General features: G+C 37.3%; 19 protein-coding genes and 1 other RNA gene. 18 read left to right on the forward strand and 2 right to left on the reverse strand.

Annotation, left to right across the window (positions count from 1 at the left end):
- The 8 genes from ABJ974_RS07360 to ABJ974_RS07395 all read left to right on the forward strand — a co-directional run bounded on the left by ABJ974_RS07360 (position 1) and on the right by ABJ974_RS07395 (position 5,438).
- Entirely contained in the window at positions 1–492 is a 492-nt protein-coding gene (locus ABJ974_RS07360; RefSeq protein ID WP_419870737.1) for a GNAT family N-acetyltransferase, read from the forward strand.
- Between the two features lie 176 nt (positions 493–668).
- Entirely contained in the window at positions 669–812 is a 144-nt protein-coding gene (locus ABJ974_RS07365; RefSeq protein ID WP_419870738.1) for a hypothetical protein, read from the forward strand.
- Positions 813–944: 132 nt separating this feature from the next.
- Positions 945–2,006 (forward strand): LysM peptidoglycan-binding domain-containing protein, encoded by a 1,062-nt coding sequence (locus tag ABJ974_RS07370; RefSeq protein ID WP_419870739.1) that lies wholly within the window; start codon positions 945–947, stop codon positions 2,004–2,006.
- On the forward strand, positions 2,006–3,160 hold the full coding sequence (locus ABJ974_RS07375) for a hypothetical protein (RefSeq protein WP_419870740.1): 1,155 nt from the start codon (positions 2,006–2,008) through the stop codon (positions 3,158–3,160). Before ABJ974_RS07370 ends, ABJ974_RS07375 begins: the two co-directional genes overlap by 1 nt.
- A gap of 2 nt (positions 3,161–3,162) precedes the next feature.
- A complete protein-coding gene (locus ABJ974_RS07380; RefSeq protein ID WP_419870741.1) occupies positions 3,163–3,789 on the forward strand; it encodes a hypothetical protein in 627 nt (208 codons plus the stop codon).
- A gap of 2 nt (positions 3,790–3,791) precedes the next feature.
- Entirely contained in the window at positions 3,792–4,424 is a 633-nt protein-coding gene (locus tag ABJ974_RS07385) for a hypothetical protein (RefSeq protein WP_419870742.1), read from the forward strand.
- Positions 4,425–4,426: 2 nt separating this feature from the next.
- Entirely contained in the window at positions 4,427–5,053 is a 627-nt protein-coding gene (locus tag ABJ974_RS07390) for a hypothetical protein (RefSeq protein WP_419870743.1), read from the forward strand.
- 172 nt (positions 5,054–5,225) lie between these two features.
- A complete protein-coding gene (locus ABJ974_RS07395) occupies positions 5,226–5,438 on the forward strand; it encodes a hypothetical protein (RefSeq protein ID WP_419870744.1) in 213 nt (70 codons plus the stop codon).
- Between the two features lie 43 nt (positions 5,439–5,481).
- On the opposite strand, the gene ABJ974_RS07400 is transcribed toward ABJ974_RS07395, so the two are convergent.
- A complete protein-coding gene (locus tag ABJ974_RS07400) occupies positions 5,482–5,796 on the reverse strand; it encodes a DUF4286 family protein (RefSeq protein ID WP_419870745.1) in 315 nt (104 codons plus the stop codon).
- A gap of 147 nt (positions 5,797–5,943) precedes the next feature.
- Here ABJ974_RS07400 and gyrA point away from each other — a divergent pair, with 147 nt between their 5' ends.
- From gyrA to ABJ974_RS07430, 6 genes are all read left to right on the forward strand, one after another.
- The gene (gene gyrA / locus ABJ974_RS07405) at positions 5,944–8,532 is read left to right on the forward strand and encodes a DNA gyrase subunit A (RefSeq protein ID WP_419870746.1); all 2,589 of its coding nucleotides are present in this window, start codon (positions 5,944–5,946) and stop codon (positions 8,530–8,532) included.
- 23 nt (positions 8,533–8,555) lie between these two features.
- Entirely contained in the window at positions 8,556–9,578 is a 1,023-nt protein-coding gene (locus ABJ974_RS07410) for a tetratricopeptide repeat protein (protein ID WP_419870747.1), read from the forward strand.
- Positions 9,579–9,734: 156 nt separating this feature from the next.
- On the forward strand, positions 9,735–10,571 hold the full coding sequence (locus ABJ974_RS07415) for a 1,4-dihydroxy-2-naphthoyl-CoA synthase (RefSeq protein WP_419870748.1): 837 nt from the start codon (positions 9,735–9,737) through the stop codon (positions 10,569–10,571).
- Positions 10,572–10,664: 93 nt separating this feature from the next.
- Positions 10,665–11,594: a 1,4-dihydroxy-2-naphthoate octaprenyltransferase gene (gene menA, locus ABJ974_RS07420; RefSeq protein ID WP_419870749.1), complete on the forward strand. Its 930-nt coding sequence runs from the start codon at positions 10,665–10,667 to the stop codon at positions 11,592–11,594.
- A gap of 10 nt (positions 11,595–11,604) precedes the next feature.
- Positions 11,605–12,051, forward strand: coding sequence for an SRPBCC family protein (locus ABJ974_RS07425; RefSeq protein ID WP_419870750.1), 447 nt, complete (start codon positions 11,605–11,607; stop codon positions 12,049–12,051).
- Between the two features lie 14 nt (positions 12,052–12,065).
- On the forward strand, positions 12,066–12,752 hold the full coding sequence (locus tag ABJ974_RS07430; protein ID WP_419870751.1) for a metal-dependent hydrolase: 687 nt from the start codon (positions 12,066–12,068) through the stop codon (positions 12,750–12,752).
- A gap of 15 nt (positions 12,753–12,767) precedes the next feature.
- Here ABJ974_RS07430 and ffs read toward each other — a convergent pair.
- An RNA gene (gene ffs, locus ABJ974_RS07435) (signal recognition particle sRNA small type) lies at positions 12,768–12,865 on the reverse strand.
- A 131-nt stretch (positions 12,866–12,996) separates the two neighbouring features.
- On the opposite strand from ffs, the gene ABJ974_RS07440 reads away from it, so the two are divergent.
- From ABJ974_RS07440 to ABJ974_RS07455, 4 genes are all read left to right on the forward strand, one after another.
- Positions 12,997–13,593: a DUF4199 domain-containing protein gene (locus ABJ974_RS07440; RefSeq protein WP_419870752.1), complete on the forward strand. Its 597-nt coding sequence runs from the start codon at positions 12,997–12,999 to the stop codon at positions 13,591–13,593.
- Positions 13,594–13,607: 14 nt separating this feature from the next.
- Entirely contained in the window at positions 13,608–14,558 is a 951-nt protein-coding gene (locus ABJ974_RS07445) for a glycosyltransferase family 2 protein (protein WP_419870753.1), read from the forward strand.
- 302 nt (positions 14,559–14,860) lie between these two features.
- Entirely contained in the window at positions 14,861–15,787 is a 927-nt protein-coding gene (locus ABJ974_RS07450; protein ID WP_419870754.1) for a family 2A encapsulin nanocompartment shell protein, read from the forward strand.
- A complete protein-coding gene (locus ABJ974_RS07455) occupies positions 15,771–17,681 on the forward strand; it encodes a family 2A encapsulin nanocompartment cargo protein cysteine desulfurase (RefSeq protein WP_419870755.1) in 1,911 nt (636 codons plus the stop codon). Before ABJ974_RS07450 ends, ABJ974_RS07455 begins: the two co-directional genes overlap by 17 nt.
- Positions 17,682–17,727: the final 46 nt, after the last annotated feature.

Here is a 17,727-nt window from a genome sequence, read left to right on the forward strand (position 1 = left end):
ATGAATTACGAAATAAGAGAAATGCTTCCCGAAGATGAGGTAAGGGTACTGGATATTTACAGACAGGGAATTGAAAGCGGGATCGCAACATTTGAAAAAGAAGTTCCGAATACAGAAGTATGGAATACCGCATTTTTTAATGACTGCAGATGGGTTTTGGAAAATGAAAATAATGAAGTGATTGGCTGGTGTGCCTTGAAACCCGTAAGCAAAAGGGAGTGTTATAAAGGCGTAGCGGATGTGAGCATTTATTTGGACGTAAATTATCAGCGGAAAGGTTTGGGTTCACTTTTGTTGAAAAAACTTATTTTAGACAGTGAAGAGCATGGGTTCTGGACCCTGCAGTCCAGTATATTTCCGGAAAATGAAGTCTCTCTTAAATTTCATCATAGAAACGGATTCAGGACAGTAGGAGTCCGTAAAAAAATAGGACAGCTCAATGGAGTCTGGAAAGATGTTATTCTATTAGAAAAGAGAAGTAGTACTATTTAATCATTATTCAGTGATTAAATATTTCCTTGAACCTACTTCTATCAGGGTGTTTTTCCAATATGTAGTCGTAGAATTACTACAAAATTCAAGATTTTAGCCTAAAAATTTTTTAGATTAAATTTTGGATGCTACCTTTACTTTACCAAATCGCAAAATGATAATAAAAAAAATTACAAATGATGACAGTAAATGTAAGGGAAACCTTAAAATTCTACAGTAATAGATTTCACGATCTTCTTCAACTCAAATATGGAGGTTCCCCATCTGCCGGTTCTCATGACAGAAAGAAATTAATTACACTTAGCAGGAAGAATTTTTAACGAAAAAATGGCGGGTTTCCGCTGCTAAATTAATTGTTCATTCAGTTATGACCGTTAATTCTTCAGGTGCTGTGTGTCTTATATCTAAGACCATATTTCCGGCTGTTATTCTAATTAAACCCACCCCTTAGTATGGAGATCATAAAGTATGAAATTGAAGTAGGAGATACCTTACAATCTATTGCTGAAAAATTTAATGTAAAGGTTAATGATTTAATAACTTTTCATAATTCCTTATGTGGTATTACGCAACAGATTATAGACCATCATTTTCCGGTACACTTAAGCCATCTGTTTTTAGATAAGAAATGGTCTATTCCGTCCATTGCAAGTATAGATGAAGTTGACAGGCACGAGTTTAAGCAGGATTTTAAATACCGGACGGAATTTGTGGTAGCAACCAAATTAGAAAGTATTTTGGTTGATAATTCTACTTATAAAAGTCAGTATCATGTGAAACTGGATGATGAGAGAAAAAATATTGCTGTTATAATGGAGGAAAATCATGTCTCCAGTTCTCCCGCACTTGTTCAAAAAGGAATGCAGCTCATTGCCGATATAGATAAAATAAAATGTAATTCTATGTTTCAGGTTTCACCCGAAAACGGGAAAATCATCAGAGTACTGAATTATGATGAAATAATTTCCAATTGGAAAAAATTTAAATCTAATTTTAACCGGCAGAAAACGGTTATGAATTTTTCAAAATCTCAGCAGGATATTGATAATTTTATAACTACTGTGGAATCTTTAATAATTCCTGAGCAGAGATTAATTAAAGATTATGATACAAAAATGTTTTATGAAGTCTTTTTCAATTCTTTTTTAGTAGGGAAAGGTGACTTTTCAGAAGGTTATTCGAAGACTTTTTATTCAACCCTGTTTGATCAGGAGCCTGTGGTACTGAATTTCACATCTACAATAATAGAAGAAAATGAAGATATCATAAAAGTAAGAAGGGTAAGTGAAATGGATCCGGCTGCAATTAATTTAAAAAAGATCATCAGACTGTATGACGAGAGAATAAAACCGGCTGTGCATTATTCATTTTCTGAATATAAATACAGCATCCGGGAAACCCTTAGCTGGAACAAAAACGAAAACATATGGCAGGACACCCATATCACTGTAATAGAAGAAGTGAAAAATAATGTACAGCTTCTTATAGATTTTAATCTGAAACTGATAGAATAATGGCTCAGTCTTATATCCCGGAAGGTACAATGGTGATTTGTACCGAAATGAAAAGCCCTAAAGATAATTCTGTAATTAGCAATAGATCAAAGGCTACTGTAATACATCAAAATAAGGAAGTAATTTTACTTAATAAATCGGACCTTAAATTACAGACGGAATTTGTCTGTAATATCAACAGCAAATTTTGGGGTGGGCTAAAGATGCTTGGTGCCATTGTAGCAGTAGGTGCTTTAGCAATTGCCACTGTGGCTACGGGTGGTCTGGCACTGGTTGCTGTGGGAGTGGCGGTAGCTGCAATAGGGACGTCGGCTTTTTCCTCTTTTAAAGAAGTGGCCCACAACTGCGATGCCACGCTTACCTCTAAGTGGATAGGTTACCATAGCAGTGTCCGTTTTAATGGAGATAATGCATTGCTGCAGACCTCCAATATGATCTGTTCAAAAGGGGGTGGTCTAACCTTAGTAGTAGATCCTGTGCTAGCCCGTGCTGCCGCTCAGAAAATTTCAGAAAACAATACGAAAGAATACGATGCTCATATTAATTCTCAGATTATACAGGGCGGAATGTTTGTGCTTTCCTCTAATGGAGATCCACGGGCACTGGCATTTGGTTTTCCGTTGACAGTGTCCAACTATGCAGTAGGAGAGAATAAAAAAATAGATGAAAGAGCAGAAAATATTGAAGCTAGAATTACCGGAGCTCAAAATCCTGAACAAAAAGGAACTTTAACAACCGTATGGGGCGCAGTACCCGACGGTGAAGGAACTTTTAATGCGGGCAGGGATGCGGCAATTGGGGTGATGACAGAAGCCAGTTACAGCCCTGAAATGATCACGGCCATCGCAAATAATGCCGCCATTATAAAAGCATATCCTGCTATTGTAAAAGGTTCTTTAGGTACCTCGTTTCCTATGGCATCCTTGAGACTTAATTCAAGTATATATTTTGCCGCAGCAAGACATACCTTTAATCCCGGCGTCATAAAATCTCTGGGAACAGGTTTCGCCTGGGGAATGGGAGGTGCTATAGTGGATGGAGCATCTGATGAATATGAGAATAGTGTGTATAAGGATACTTTAATATTTTTTGAAAAGTTAATAAAGAATAATAAAAAATCAAAGGGAATAAATATAATTGCATATAAAGATTAAATATGAAAGGAATCGGTTACTTTTTAGGATCAATATTTGGAGCGGCAGCTGTATTTTTTATAATCAGCTATATTTTTCTGCGCCCTAGAGATGTAGAAGAAAGTCAGGTGAAAAAATTTATACAAAATTCAGATAAAATATTAATTAAAAATATTCCTTGGGTAGGAGGCATTCTGGCTAATGATGATGAAAGATTAGGAATTGACATACTTAGCAAAACAACTTATTTCAGTAACCGTAATATGTCTTATATATATGCTGATACTTATACTTATTTTTCTAAGGAATTTAATAAATATATCAAAGCTTATTATATGTCAGCTAAGGGATCAGGTTTAACATCTAAAATGATAGACTTTGGTGATAGTGATAAAGATCCTCATATCTACCCTGATCTCTATTTCTATTATAATAAAACACAGAATGCGGATAAGTCTTACGGCACAATAGACAAGCCGTTACCCATTTTGTTTTTTGTAAGTTCCGATCCTGCCTTAAAATCAGTAAGACCTAATAATCTGGATTCAGATAAAGCTTATCTGGAAAAGGAATATCAGCAACAGGTAACTTTATATCTTCAGTACTTTATAGAAAAGGAAGACTTTAAAAAACTTTTTCCTGAGAAATAATCATGCGGGGAATCGGCTATTTTTTAGGATCAATATTTGGAGCGGCAGCTGTATTTTTTATAATCAGCTATGTTTTTCTGCGCCCTAGGGATGTAGAAGAAAGCCAGGTAAAAGAATTTATACAAAATTCTGATAAAATATTAATAACAGATCCTATTCCATTGCATACTGAGTTTAGAAAATCGGATCCCAGATTAGGAAGAGAGACTTTAACTAAGACTACCTATTTTAGTAATCGTAATATGACGTATATCTATGCCGATACATATAGCTATTTCTCTAAAGAATTAAATAAATATGTTAGAACATATTATTTTACTTCTAATGGAGCGGATATCAATGGGCGTATATTGGATTTTGGAGATGAAGATAAAGATCCTCACATCTACCCTGATCTTTATTTCTACTATAATAAAACACAGAATGAAGATAAGACTTATGGTACAATAGACAAGCCATTGCCTATTTTGTTTTTTGTGAGTTCGGACCCGTCAAGAAGAACGTTTTGGTATAAGGATGTTAAAAAAGAAAAAGACAAAAAACTGATGGATGCGATTTATGAAAATAATGTAAAAGCCTATTTGGCTTACTTTATAGAAAAGGAAGACTTTAAAAAACTTTTTCCTGAGAAATAATCATGAGAGGAATCGGCTATTTTTTAGGGTCAATATTTGGAGTGGCAGCTGTATTTTTTATAATCAGCTATATTTTTCTGCGCCCTAGGGATGTAGAAGAAAGTCAGGTGAAAGAATTTATACAAAATTCTGATAGAAAACTGATGGACTATCCTATACCTTTACTTACGGAATATGATGGAGATGATTTAAGACTAGGGGGAGGAATTATATCGAAAATGACTTATTTTAGTAATAGAAATATGGCTTATGTTTATGCGAGTACATATAGTTATTTTTCAAAAGAATTTAATAAATATATTAAGACTTATTATTTTTCGAATAATGGAGCTAATATAAATGGTCAAATTTTAGATTTTGGAAGAGTAGGAAAAGACCCCAACGCCTATCCTGACATGTATTTTTATTATAATAAAACACAGAATGAAGATAAGTCTTACGGCACAATAGACAAGCCGTTACCCATTTTGTTTTTTGTGAGTTCCGACCCTGCCTTAAAATCAGTAAGACCTAATAATCTGGATTCAGATAAAGCTTATCTGGAAAAGGAATATCAGCAACAGGTAACTTTATATTTTCAGTACTTTATAGAAAAGGAAGACTTTAAAAAACTTTTTCCCAGAAATTAGCCCCTTCCTGTTTAAATCAATTGATTCATACCCATAAAGCCGTATTTCAAATTTTTATGTCTGAAATGGACTTTAAAGAATATTTGAAGACTAATATGATATAAATGAATTTTCTTTCATTTTTGGCATTAAGATTGATAATTTACGTTGTGGAATTTGAAATAATGAATTTATGAAAGGTATCATTAAAATAGCAGGTATATTTTCGTTACTGTTTGTACTTGCTTCGTGTACGGTGCATCACCATCACGGCAGAAGAGTGCCTCCGGGACATGCTAAAAAGATGTATGGCGGAAGTGCCAGATATTACGCTCCCGGACAGGTCAAAAAAAGAGGGTATTACCAGGAAAGGCAGAGACCTCACAGAAAACATGGAAGAGATTAAAAAAATGATGAATAAAGCTCCGGTTGAAACCGGAGCTTTTATATTAGAATCTTGATTTCTTAGGATTTAAAAAGGTGTTAAATATCATAATGTTTTCCCCGAATTTCTTTTCAATTCTCTCCGTGATATTCACCAGCTCACTTTCTATAAAATCGTTCCTCAGCTCATCATTGTCAAAAACCAGAAGCAGGTTGTAATTCTTACCCTCATCAATATAATCGCTGTGAACTTCAGAAAGGATATATTTATTTACATCCATTAAATTTTCAGTCATTAAAACCAGGGTTTCATCCATATAATTTTCCCAGTCTTCAATATTATTTTTAGTACAATGGAAAGTAATACTTAACACGCTCATTTTTTAAGATTTTTTAAGATTTTGTGGATAATTCAAAGGCAAAAATCGGCAAAATTTTCGTAAATTAGCCCGTTAATAAAAATTGGAAATAAATAATTTTCAGACATACAGCTAAGGGTCTGATTATCATTATAATAAAATTTGTTTATGCAAAAAGAAGGAGAAAGACTGATTCCTATCAACATTGTTGATGAAATGAAGTCATCTTACATTGATTATTCAATGTCGGTAATCGTTTCCAGAGCGTTACCGGACGTAAGAGATGGCTTGAAACCCGTTCATAGAAGAGTGCTTTATGGTATGTATGGATTAGGGGTTTTTTCTAACAGAAAATACTTGAAATCTGCTAGGATTGTTGGGGATGTTTTAGGTAAATATCACCCGCACGGAGATTCTTCTGTATATGATGCCATGGTAAGAATGGCGCAGGACTGGAGTTTACGTTATCCTCAGGTAGACGGACAGGGGAACTTCGGTTCCATGGATGGTGACCCGCCGGCAGCAATGCGTTACACGGAAGCAAGATTAAAGAAAATCTCGGATGAAATTCTTTCCGACCTGGATAAAGAAACCGTTGATTTTCAAAATAACTTTGATGATAGTCTACAGGAACCTACGGTTCTTCCTACGAAAATTCCTAATCTTTTAGTAAACGGTACTTCCGGTATTGCGGTGGGGATGGCTACTAACATGGCCCCTCATAACCTGTCAGAGTCCATTGATGCCATCTGTGCCTATATCGACAACAGGGAAATTACCATTGACGAACTGATGCAGCATATTATTGCACCTGATTTCCCGACAGGAGGAATTATTTATGGTTATGACGGGGTAAGAGATGCTTTCCATACAGGAAGAGGAAGAGTTGTGCTGAGAGCAAAAGTAAGTTTTGAAGAAATAGGAAACCGGAATGCAATTATCGTAACCGAAATTCCTTATCAGGTAAACAAAGCGGAAATGATTGCCCGTACGGCAGAGCTGGTAAAAGACGAGAAAATCCCGGGAATCTATGAAATCAGAGATGAATCGGACAGAAAAGGTCTTCGCGTTGTTTATGAACTGAAGAACGATGCCATTCCGAATGTAGTTCTCAACCTATTGTATAAATATACAGCCCTTCAGACTTCTTTCAGTGTTAATAATATTGCACTGGTAGACGGAAGACCTGAACAGCTGAACCTTAAAGATATCATTCATCATTTTGTAGAGCACAGACATGAGGTAATTGTCAGAAGAACCGAGTTTGAGCTTAAAAAAGCGAAGGAAAGAGCGCATATCTTAGAAGGATTCATGAAAGTGATCGGTACCCAGGACTCTCTGGATAAAGCCATCGCTATAATCCGTCATAGTGCCAATCCTCAGGCTGCCAAAGAAGGTCTGATCGAAGAATTTGACCTTTCTGAAATCCAGGCACAGGCCATTCTGGATCTCCGTTTGGCGCGTTTAACAGGAATGGAGCTGGACAAGATCCGCGATGAATATGATGCGATCATGAAAGAAATCCTGAACTTGGAAGATATATTAGCCAATGAAGGAAGAAGATATCAGATCATCAAAGATGAATTGATTGAGATCAAAGAAAAATACGGAGATGAAAGAAGAACCGAAATTGATTACTCAGGAGGGGAAATGTCTATTGAAGATATTATTCCGAATGAATCAGTAGTTCTTACCATTTCCCATGCCGGATATATTAAGAGAACCTCTCTTTCCGAATATAAAATTCAAAGTAGAGGAGGTGTAGGAAACAGAGCGGCAACCACGAGGGATGAAGACTTCCTGGAATATATCGTTTCCGCAACCAACCACCAGTATATGCTGTTCTTCACGGAAAAAGGAAGATGTTACTGGCTAAGAGTATTTGAAATTCCTGAAGGATCAAAAACAGCCAAAGGTAGAGCTGTACAGAATCTGATCAATATTGAACCTGATGATAAGATTAAAGCTTACATCAGAACCAACAACCTGAAAGATACCGAATATGTAAACCAGATGAGTGTGGTAATGGTAACGAAGAACGGAACCATTAAGAAAACATCACTTGAAGCCTATTCAAGACCTAGAGTTAATGGGGTAAATGCCATCGAGATCAGGGATAATGACCAATTGTTAGGAGCTTATTTAACCAATGGAACTTCTCAGATCATGATCGCTACCAAAAACGGTAAATGTATCCGTTTCCCTGAAGAGAAAGTAAGAGAAGTAGGAAGAGGATCTATCGGGGTTCGCGGGATTACCCTGGAAGATAATGATGAGGTAATTGGTATGATTGTTGTGAATGATGTAGAGAACGAAACGGTTCTGGTAGTATCTGAAAAAGGGTATGGTAAAAGAACTGCGGTAGAAGATTACAGAATTACCAACAGAGGAGGAAAAGGTGTAATCACCCTTAATATTACTGACAAAACAGGAAACCTTATTGCGATTCAGAATGTAACGGATGAAGATGGACTTATGATTATCAATAAATCTGGAGTGGCCATCAGAATGGGAATGGATGAAATGAGAGTAATGGGAAGAAACACACAAGGCGTTAGATTAATTAATCTGAAGAAAAATGATGAAATTGCTGCAATAGCCAAAGTGGAAATGGATAAAGATGTAGAAGAAGCAGAAGAAAATGAAGAAGGAATAGAAGGAGAAAACCAGCCGGCTAATACTATTGCGCAGACTGAAAATAATTCAGAACATGAAAATTCAGGGGATGAGGTTGAAAACTCGGATTCTGAAGAATAATTAATTAAATATAAAATAGTATTATGAAGAAGCTAATTTTAGGAATAGCAATCGTTTCATCAGCTTTTGTTTTTGCTCAAAAAGATGTGAACGCTCAGCTACAGGAAGCTAATAAAGCAGCTATGGATGCGTATAACGCAAAAAACTATGCAGTGGCAGCTCCTAAGTTTATGGAAGTATATAACTTACTGAAAACGAACGGGCAGGATGATAAAGTTTATATGTATTATTCAGGTCTTAACTATGCATTGGCTAATAACGTAGACGAGGCTATCAAAATTTATACGGAACTTGTTAATTCAGGATATACAGGGGTACAAACCACTTATACAGCGAAAGATAAAGCAGGTAATGTAGGTACTTATGATAAAGCTACATGGGATATGCTTAAAAAATCTAAAGATTATACGGATTTTAAAACCGAGCAGACACCAAGTGTAGAGCAGGATTTATACGAAACTTTATCAACATTGTTGTTGAATGCCAAAAAGAATGATGAAGCCCTGGTAATTATTGAAAAAGGATTAGCTAAATATCCTAATAATGCTAAGCTGAAAGAATTTCAAAGTACAGCATACTACCAGTCCGGAAACACGGAGAAATTCGTAACAACTTTAAAAGAGCAGTTGGCGAAAAACCCTAATGATGCTACCAACTGGTATAATCTAGGAGTTATGCAGGCTAAAGATCCGGCATCTGCTACCGAAGCAGAAGCAGCATTCAAAAAAGCAATTGAGCTTAAACCTGATTTCTCCAATGCCTATCAAAACTTAGTGTATACCATTATCGGTGACGATGAAAAAGCGGTAAACGAGATCAATACATTAAGAAAAGATAAGCCTGATGAAGCAACAAAACTGATTGAAGCAAGAAAAGAAAGATTTAATAGCTCTTTACCTTATGCAGAAAAATGGCACCAGGCTGTCCCTACAGACGTGAATGCGGTTACCATGCTAAGAGAAATCTATACGATTACTAAAAATCAGGAGAAAGCTAATGAAATGAAGGCTAAAGAAGCCCAACTTCAGGGAGCAGCAACAAAATAATTCTGATATATAGAATAAAAAAAAACCGGAACCAATCGTTCCGGTTTTTTTATGCAGAAAATCCCCGGTGAGGTCAGATTATTTTTAGAAGATTATCCTCAAATTAGACCTCAGAAATTCTCTGTAATTCCGTATCTTTGAGAAAATTTTTACAAAATGATCGAGTGGAAAACCGCTAAAGAATACGAAGATATTACCTATAAAAAATCTAATGGTGTAGCCAGAATTGCTTTTAACAGACCGGAAGTTCGCAATGCGTTCAGACCGAAAACAACTTCGGAACTATACGACGCCTTTTATGATGCCTATGAAGACCCTTCCATAGGTGTTGTTTTACTTTCAGGAGAAGGTCCGAGTCCCAAAGACGGAGGATGGGCATTCTGTAGTGGAGGAGATCAGAAAGCCAGAGGACACCAGGGATATGTAGGAGAAGACGGAAGACACCGGTTGAATATCCTTGAAGTTCAGCGTCTTATTCGCTTTATGCCAAAGGTAGTTATCGCCGTAGTTCCCGGATGGGCTGTAGGAGGAGGACATTCTCTTCACGTAGTGTGCGATCTTACGTTAGCCAGTCAGGAACACGCTATCTTCAAACAGACGGATGCCGATGTTACCAGTTTTGACGGAGGTTACGGATCCGCTTACCTTGCTAAAATGGTAGGTCAGAAAAAAGCCCGTGAAATATTTTTCTTAGGAAGAAACTATTCAGCTCAGGAAGCCTATGAAATGGGAATGGTAAATAAAGTGGTTCCCCATGCAGAACTTGAAGATACAGCCTATGAATGGGCACAGGAAATTTTAGCCAAATCACCTACATCCATCCGAATGCTGAAGTTCGCTATGAACCTTACGGATGACGGAATGGTAGGACAGCAGGTTTTTGCAGGAGAAGCAACCCGTTTGGCCTATATGACAGAAGAAGCTAAAGAAGGAAGAAATGCTTTCCTTGAGAAAAGAAAACCGGATTTCGGAGAAGATCAGTGGATATCGTAAAATTGTAAACAGTATGCAGTAAAAGCATTAATAATTCAACATTATTTATCATTTTTACATCCATACATTTTACATGAATACAAGAAATAAAGTATGATTGACTGGATAAAAGCCGCAAGGCTGAGAACATTACCACTTTCTTTAAGTGGGATTATCATGGGTGCCTTTATTGCAAAATGGAGGCTTTATGGCGAAGGAGGAACCTGGGACTGGAAGATTTTTGCACTGGCATTATTGGTGACCCTGTTTTATCAGGTATTATCCAATTTTGCCAATGACTATGGCGACGGAGTAAAAGGAACCGATGCTAAAAGAATTAATGAAGCAGAAACAAGAGCGGTAGCATCAGGAAAAATCACGGCGAAACAAATGAAAAATGCTGTGATTATACTTTCCCTGCTATCATTTGCAGCAACTGTTGCCTTGTTGTATGTAGCATTTATTCCTCAGTATATGAATGAATTTTATATTTTCATAGGACTGGGAGTCGCCAGTATTCTAGCGGCGATAGGATATACGGTCGGTAAAAAACCATACGGATATATGGGACTGGGAGATATCTTTGTGTTTATCTTTTTCGGGCTGGTTTCCGTATGCGGAAGCTATTTTCTTTTTACCAAGACTTTCAGCTGGGATATTTTACTTCCCGGTACAGCGGTAGGAATGATGAGCATGGCGGTGCTTAACCTCAATAATATGAGAGATATTGAAAGTGACAGGCATACCGGAAAACATACGCTGGCATTAAGATTAGGCTTTAAAAATGCTATGATCTATGAAATGATCCTTTTACAGCTTCCTTTAATTCTGATCCTTATATTTTTAGGGCTTAACGGCTTTATACAAAGTCAGAATTATTATGTCTTCATTGTAATGATATTGCTGTTTCCATTCGCTAAATTAAGACGAAGCATTATGTCCGTAAAAGAGCCGAGAGAGCTGGATCCCTTTTTGAAGCAGGTAGGAATCCTGACTTTTGTAATGGCACTTTTAACAGCAATCGGGCTTAACTTTTTTAAATAAATATAATACAATGAGTTCTACTGCTTACGTTGAAGCTCAGATGCTTATAAGAAAACCCGTTCAGGATGTTTTTCAGGCATTTATAGATCCCGCTGTCACTACCCAGTTCTGGTTTACCCGATCCAGCGGAAAACTGGAAGAAGGAAAGACAATTACCTGGGAGTGGGAAATGTATAATGTGGAAAATCAGGTGAAAGTAAATGAGATTATTCCCAATCAGCTCATCAGAACGGTATGGGGAGATTTTTCCGTGCATGTAGACTATGAGTTTAAAGAAATGGAAAAAGGAACCCTTGTTATCATTAAAAGTTTTGGATTTACCCAGACGGGGGAAGAGCTTTTAAGAATAGTAAATGACAATACCGGAGGTTTTACCACTGTTTTAGACGGATGTAAAGCTTACCTGGAACATGGAATCAAATTAAATTTAATTGAGGATAAATTTCCTCAGAAATAAATAAATCTAAAGTTATGAAAATACAATTTTTAGGACAAAACTGTTTTTTATTTACGTATAAAGACAAAACCATTTTAAGTGACCCTTTTTATAACTATCAGAAAGCGCAGTCAGGATTTGATATTTCGGCTCAGAAAATAGATTATATCCTGCTGACCCACGCTCATGGAGATCATATTGCTGACGTAGAAGAAGTATTACAGCATTATCCGGAAGCTACCGTGATTGCGGTTCCTGAAATTTGCGGATACTTTAAAAATGCTAAAAATACGGATGACGTTAACTTGGGAGGTTCAGCAAAAATAGAGGATCTTAAAATTTCTATGGTTCCGGCACATCATACAAGCTCATTCCCGGACGGAAGTTACGGAGGAGTTCCTGTAGGGTATATCTTCAGACTTCCTGAAGGAAAAAATATATATTTGGCCGGAGATACAGGGGTAATGGCGGATATGGAATTATTCCCAAGACTGTATGGAAACCTGGATCTTTCTATTCTTCCGATTGGAAGCCATTATACGATGTGCCCTAGAAAAGCGGCTTTTGCAGCTTCGGAACTGTTGAAAACACCTAAAGTAATCGGATGTCATTTTGATACATTTCCACCTATCAGGATCGATCATGAAAGTGCATTGAAACATTTCAGTGATAAAAATGTAGAGCTTGTTTTACCGAAACTGGGAGAGGAGTTTGAATTTTAAAATAAAGGAAATAAAAAATGGCAAGCTATCTACATCACACCGCTACGACCGATTACCTTTGCTGCGTTCCCACCCTGGAGGATTCTCAGGAGCTGGTTGTGTAGGACTTGCCGGTGCAAAGATAGGAATTAATTATAAAATTGAAAATATTATCAAGGAAAAATAATTTGAAAAATGCCCGGACAGTGCTAAAATGTTGAAATCTAAGGCAATAATTTTTTGAATTTTTTCTAAAAAACTAAATATGACGAAGAGTCCATCTACATTAGGAATTATCCTTTTTATCGCAACTATGATTATTTTTTTCATAGTCTATTTTTTCTTCTCGGGAATTAACTATTTTGATACATCGCTTAAAATCAATGCGTTTGTTTTACCGGTGCTTTATGCCGGAACTGCTTTCTGGTCTGTAAAATCTTACTGGAACAATCACCGTCTCGGATTTAGAGATGCTTTCAAAAGAGCTTTTGTTCCCATGTTTATCGGAGGAATTCTTTCCATTTTCAGTATCTACCTGTTTTTAAACTTTGTAGATACCGATGCTAAAAGCCTATTAAACTATCAGTATGTTGAAAGGCAAAAGTCGGAACTGGACGCAGAATATACCAAAGCAAAACAAATCCTGAAAAACAAAGAAGATATCGAAGAACTGGAACAGAAATATAAAGAAAGAAAAGAAAGCTTTGCCCCTGAGCTCGTTAAAGAAAAAGATATGTTAACAGCCAGTCATTTTTCAGGATACTTTGCTGCAATTCTTATATTTTACTTAGTTTTGTCATTGTTTTTCGGGGCATTTTTCAGAACAAAAACCATATATCCCGATACAACCAATCAAGAATAATTTTATTACATTAAATGGACTTATCTATAGTTATTCCGTTACTCAACGAAGAAGCCTCACTTGAAGAACTTTTTTCAAGAATTGATAAAATTTGTACCACCCATCATCTTTCCTATGAAATTTGGTTTGTAGACGATGGAAGTACGGATTTGTCATGGAATATTATTGAAAACCTTAAAGTTCAGTATCCACAGATTCATGGAATAAAGTTCTCCAGGAATTATGGAAAATCACAGGCCCTGCATGCTGCTTTTGAAAGAGCAAACGGAGATGTTGTTATTACCATGGATGCTGATTTGCAGGACTTTCCGGAAGAAATTCCCGAATTATATAAAATGGTGACAGAGGAAAATTATGATATCGTTTCGGGGTGGAAAAAGAAACGTTTTGATAATGTTATGACGAAGAATCTGCCTTCAAAATTATTTAATTCAGCTGCCAGAAAAGTTTCCGGAGTGGATCTTCACGATTTTAACTGCGGATTGAAAGCTTATAAAAAACAGGTCGTAAAATCCATTGATGTATACGGAGATATGCACAGGTATATTCCGGTGTTAGCAGCCAATGCGGGGTTCAGACGGATCACGGAAAAAGAAGTTCAGCATCAGGCAAGACCCTATGGAAGCTCCAAATTCGGGACCGAAAGATTTATCCGTGGGTTCCTGGATTTAGTGACACTTTGGTTTGTTAGCCGGTTCGGGGGAAGACCAATGCACTTCTTCGGAGCAGTAGGAACATTGATGTTCCTGTTAGGATTTCTTTCTGCATTATGGCTGGGAGTTTCTAAGCTTATTGACGTTTCCAGGGGAATTTATGGACATTTAATTACCAATAATCCGTGGTTCTTTATCGCATTAACCATGATGATTATGGGAACCTTACTCTTCGTAGCAGGCTTCCTGGGAGAAATGATCATAAGGACCAATAGGGAACATAAAAACTATAATATTGATGAGATAATTTAATTTCGATAGATTTATAAGTTTAAAAATATAAGAGACTGCTTTAGGGTAGTCTCTTTTTATTATTGATGATGTAATAGTTGTAAAAATATTTAAAGGAATAAAAAAAAAAAAAAAATTTGAATAATTTTTTGTCGCTATGGATAAATATTAAAATTTAAAGCTTCTTATTTTTTTAGTAATTAATAATTATAATTTATTATGACGAAATAAAATGAATAGTAGTGTCTTAATGCAATAGTCTACCTTTTTTGTAGACTATTTAAAAATGTATATTTTAGTACCTGAAAATAAAAAAAACAATTATGGCAGAAGAAAAACACTACGCCCAGACCGCACTAGGAGATGTTGCGGCACGTCACCTCGCAATTGCAACCCGTACAGTTCCTCAGATGGAAACCATCACCCCGAGATGGCTCACGCAATTACTCCATTGGATCCCGGTAGAATCAGGTGTTTATCGTTTGAATAAAGTAAAAAATGCTTCACATATTGAAGTGGATTGTTCTACACGTGATGAAAAAATACTTCCCAGAACCTTTGTAGATTATATAGATAATCCCAGAGAATATAATCTGGCTGCAGTACAGACCATTGTAGATGTGCATACCAGAGTATCGGATCTTTACAGCAAGCCTTACAATCAGATTTCAGAGCAGCTTCGACTGGCTATCGAAACGATAAAGGAAAGACAGGAAAGCGAACTTATCAATAACAAAAATTACGGCCTTCTACACAGTGTAGCAGATTCACAGATTATAAAAACCCGTACGGGCGGAGGTCCGACTCCCGATGATCTGGATGCTTTGATCAGTAAAGTATGGAAAGAGCCCGGGTTCTTCCTTCTTCATCCTTTAGCTATTGCAGCTTTCGGCAGAGAGTGTACCAGAAGAGGAGTTCCGCCTCCGACAGTTTCTTTATTCGGATCACAATTTATTACATGGAGAGGAATTCCGTTGATCCCGTCTGATAAATTACCAATTGTAAAAGGAAAAACAAAGATCATTTTACTAAGAACAGGAGAAAGTAAGCAGGGAGTTGTCGGATTGTTTCAGCCGGGATTACAGGGAGAGCAGACCCCCGGATTATCCGTAAGATTCATGGGGATCAATGACCGTGCTATTGCTTCTTATCTTGTTTCATTATATTGTTCTCTTGCAGTGCTGGTAGATGATGCTATTGCTGTATTGGAGGATGTAGATATCAACAACTATTATGAGTATAAATACTAATCCGTTACCGGATATCAACGAAATTCAGAACCTGGCTAATGCTCTTTTCAAAGGGTTGCCTAATGAAGTTCCCAAAGAAATATCATTGGATCCGGAACAACATCCCAAAGCAAGATTGGCTGCTGAAAATGTGTTGAATACCTTCAATAATTCCAATTTGAATGCAGCAGATTATCAGCCCCAGTCCTTAGACTTTCAGCCGAAACCGGCCGGAGTGGCAGGAATAGGAGTCTCTCCCTCTTTAAGAAGTTCGGATTCTTATTTGAACCATACTACAACAGACAGGGCGGATATTTCAAAGGTTCATCAAAGTGCAAACGGAGGAAGGATTCCGGCTTCTGTAGCAGGCAGTGGAGCAACACCTTCTTATATGAAACAGGGCGAGCACTTTAATATCAATGATCCTGAAACAAGTTTTCGTGATAGAAACCTGGAGCAGACAAAAGGACAGAATGTTCAGGAACATCAGGGATTGAAAGGACTTTTCGAGTATGATTCCTTTTTGACGGCATTGCCGGAAATATTGAAGCTTAATAATTTTGATTACAGAAAAGAAGAGTTTTTTCAAAGTCCGATTACCAGCACAAGTGCTACACCTTCATTTTATTTTTTAGAAGGAAATGTAAATCCTTCCCATAGTCTGTTTTCAAAAGACACACTGAAACCCGGAATATTTTCAGGCGGGTCTTTTGATGCCTTTGCGGTGAAAAAAGACTTTCCTATTTTATCTGAAAGAGTGAACGGAAAACCTTTGATATGGCTGGATAATGCTGCCACTACCCAAAAGCCTAAGCAGATTATCGATAGGATCACCAGGTTTTATGAATATGAAAATTCAAATATCCACAGGGCGGCTCATGAATTGGCTGCAAGGGCTACGGATGCTTATGAAGAAGCCAGAGAGAAGGTCCGTGAATTTATCGGAGCCCGTTCCGTAAATGAAGTCATCTTTGTAAGAGGGGCTACGGAAGCTATTAATTTAGTTGCTCAAAGTTGGGGAAATCAGTGCCTGAAAGCAGGTGATGAAATCGTTGTGAGCAATCTGGAGCATCATGCCAATATTGTTCCGTGGAAAAGATTAGCCGATAAAAAAGGACTGGTTTTAAAAGTCATTCCTGTAGATGATGACGGACAGATCATCCTGGAAGAATATGCCAGGTTGCTGACTCCTAAAACCAAACTGGTAGCCTTCACCCAGGTTTCAAATGCATTGGGAACCGTAACACCTGCCCAGCAGATGGTGGCTATGGCCCATGGTATGGGAGCAAAAGTCCTGGTAGACGGTGCGCAGTCCGTTTCCCATATGAAAGTTAATGTACAGACTTTAGATGCAGACTGGTTTGTTTTTTCCGGACATAAAGTTTTCGGACCTACAGGAATCGGAGTTTTATATGGAAAAGAATATATCCTTAATGCCACAGAACCTTGGCAGGGAGGAGGAAATATGATCCAGGATGTTACCTTTGAAGAAATCCAGTACCATAACGCACCCAATCGTTTTGAAGCCGGAACGGGAAATATTGCCGATGCAGTAGGCTTAGGTGCCGCTATTGACTATGTGTCATCCATAGGAATGGATGTGATTGCACAATATGAACACTGGCTGCTGGAATATGCTACCTACTATCTTAAGCAGATCCCGGGGCTTCGGCTCATAGGGACGGCAGAAAATAAAGCCAGTGTGCTATCATTTAACCTGAAAGGATTTACCAATGATGAAATAGGAAAAATATTGAATAAAGAAGGAATTGCCGTAAGGACAGGGCATCACTGCGCCCAGCCCATACTCCGGAGAATGGGAGTGGAAACTACCGTACGCCCTTCTTTGGCATTTTATAATACCTATGAAGATGTGGATATTCTGGTAAATACTTTACGGAAGCTGACTCGTTAAGGAAGTACTATACCTTACTTTATATTGCATTAATTATGGCCCATTT

This window comes from Chryseobacterium sp. CT-SW4, assembly GCF_048572715.1.
In the GTDB taxonomy this organism is placed as follows: domain Bacteria; phylum Bacteroidota; class Bacteroidia; order Flavobacteriales; family Weeksellaceae; genus Chryseobacterium.

Coding starts and splice junctions, on each gene's coding strand:
- ABJ974_RS07360 (WP_419870737.1), top strand. CDS start 1: ATGAATTACGAAATAAGAGAAATGCTTCCCGAAGATGAGGTAAGGGTA.
- ABJ974_RS07365 (WP_419870738.1), top strand. CDS start 669: ATGATGACAGTAAATGTAAGGGAAACCTTAAAATTCTACAGTAATAGA.
- ABJ974_RS07370 (WP_419870739.1), top strand. CDS start 945: ATGGAGATCATAAAGTATGAAATTGAAGTAGGAGATACCTTACAATCT.
- ABJ974_RS07375 (WP_419870740.1), top strand. CDS start 2,006: ATGGCTCAGTCTTATATCCCGGAAGGTACAATGGTGATTTGTACCGAA.
- ABJ974_RS07380 (WP_419870741.1), top strand. CDS start 3,163: ATGAAAGGAATCGGTTACTTTTTAGGATCAATATTTGGAGCGGCAGCT.
- ABJ974_RS07385 (WP_419870742.1), top strand. CDS start 3,792: ATGCGGGGAATCGGCTATTTTTTAGGATCAATATTTGGAGCGGCAGCT.
- ABJ974_RS07390 (WP_419870743.1), top strand. CDS start 4,427: ATGAGAGGAATCGGCTATTTTTTAGGGTCAATATTTGGAGTGGCAGCT.
- ABJ974_RS07395 (WP_419870744.1), top strand. CDS start 5,226: ATGAAAGGTATCATTAAAATAGCAGGTATATTTTCGTTACTGTTTGTA.
- ABJ974_RS07400 (WP_419870745.1), bottom strand. CDS start 5,796: ATGAGCGTGTTAAGTATTACTTTCCATTGTACTAAAAATAATATTGAA.
- gyrA (WP_419870746.1), top strand. CDS start 5,944: ATGCAAAAAGAAGGAGAAAGACTGATTCCTATCAACATTGTTGATGAA.
- ABJ974_RS07410 (WP_419870747.1), top strand. CDS start 8,556: ATGAAGAAGCTAATTTTAGGAATAGCAATCGTTTCATCAGCTTTTGTT.
- ABJ974_RS07415 (WP_419870748.1), top strand. CDS start 9,735: ATGATCGAGTGGAAAACCGCTAAAGAATACGAAGATATTACCTATAAA.
- menA (WP_419870749.1), top strand. CDS start 10,665: ATGATTGACTGGATAAAAGCCGCAAGGCTGAGAACATTACCACTTTCT.
- ABJ974_RS07425 (WP_419870750.1), top strand. CDS start 11,605: ATGAGTTCTACTGCTTACGTTGAAGCTCAGATGCTTATAAGAAAACCC.
- ABJ974_RS07430 (WP_419870751.1), top strand. CDS start 12,066: ATGAAAATACAATTTTTAGGACAAAACTGTTTTTTATTTACGTATAAA.
- ABJ974_RS07440 (WP_419870752.1), top strand. CDS start 12,997: ATGACGAAGAGTCCATCTACATTAGGAATTATCCTTTTTATCGCAACT.
- ABJ974_RS07445 (WP_419870753.1), top strand. CDS start 13,608: ATGGACTTATCTATAGTTATTCCGTTACTCAACGAAGAAGCCTCACTT.
- ABJ974_RS07450 (WP_419870754.1), top strand. CDS start 14,861: ATGGCAGAAGAAAAACACTACGCCCAGACCGCACTAGGAGATGTTGCG.
- ABJ974_RS07455 (WP_419870755.1), top strand. CDS start 15,771: ATGAGTATAAATACTAATCCGTTACCGGATATCAACGAAATTCAGAAC.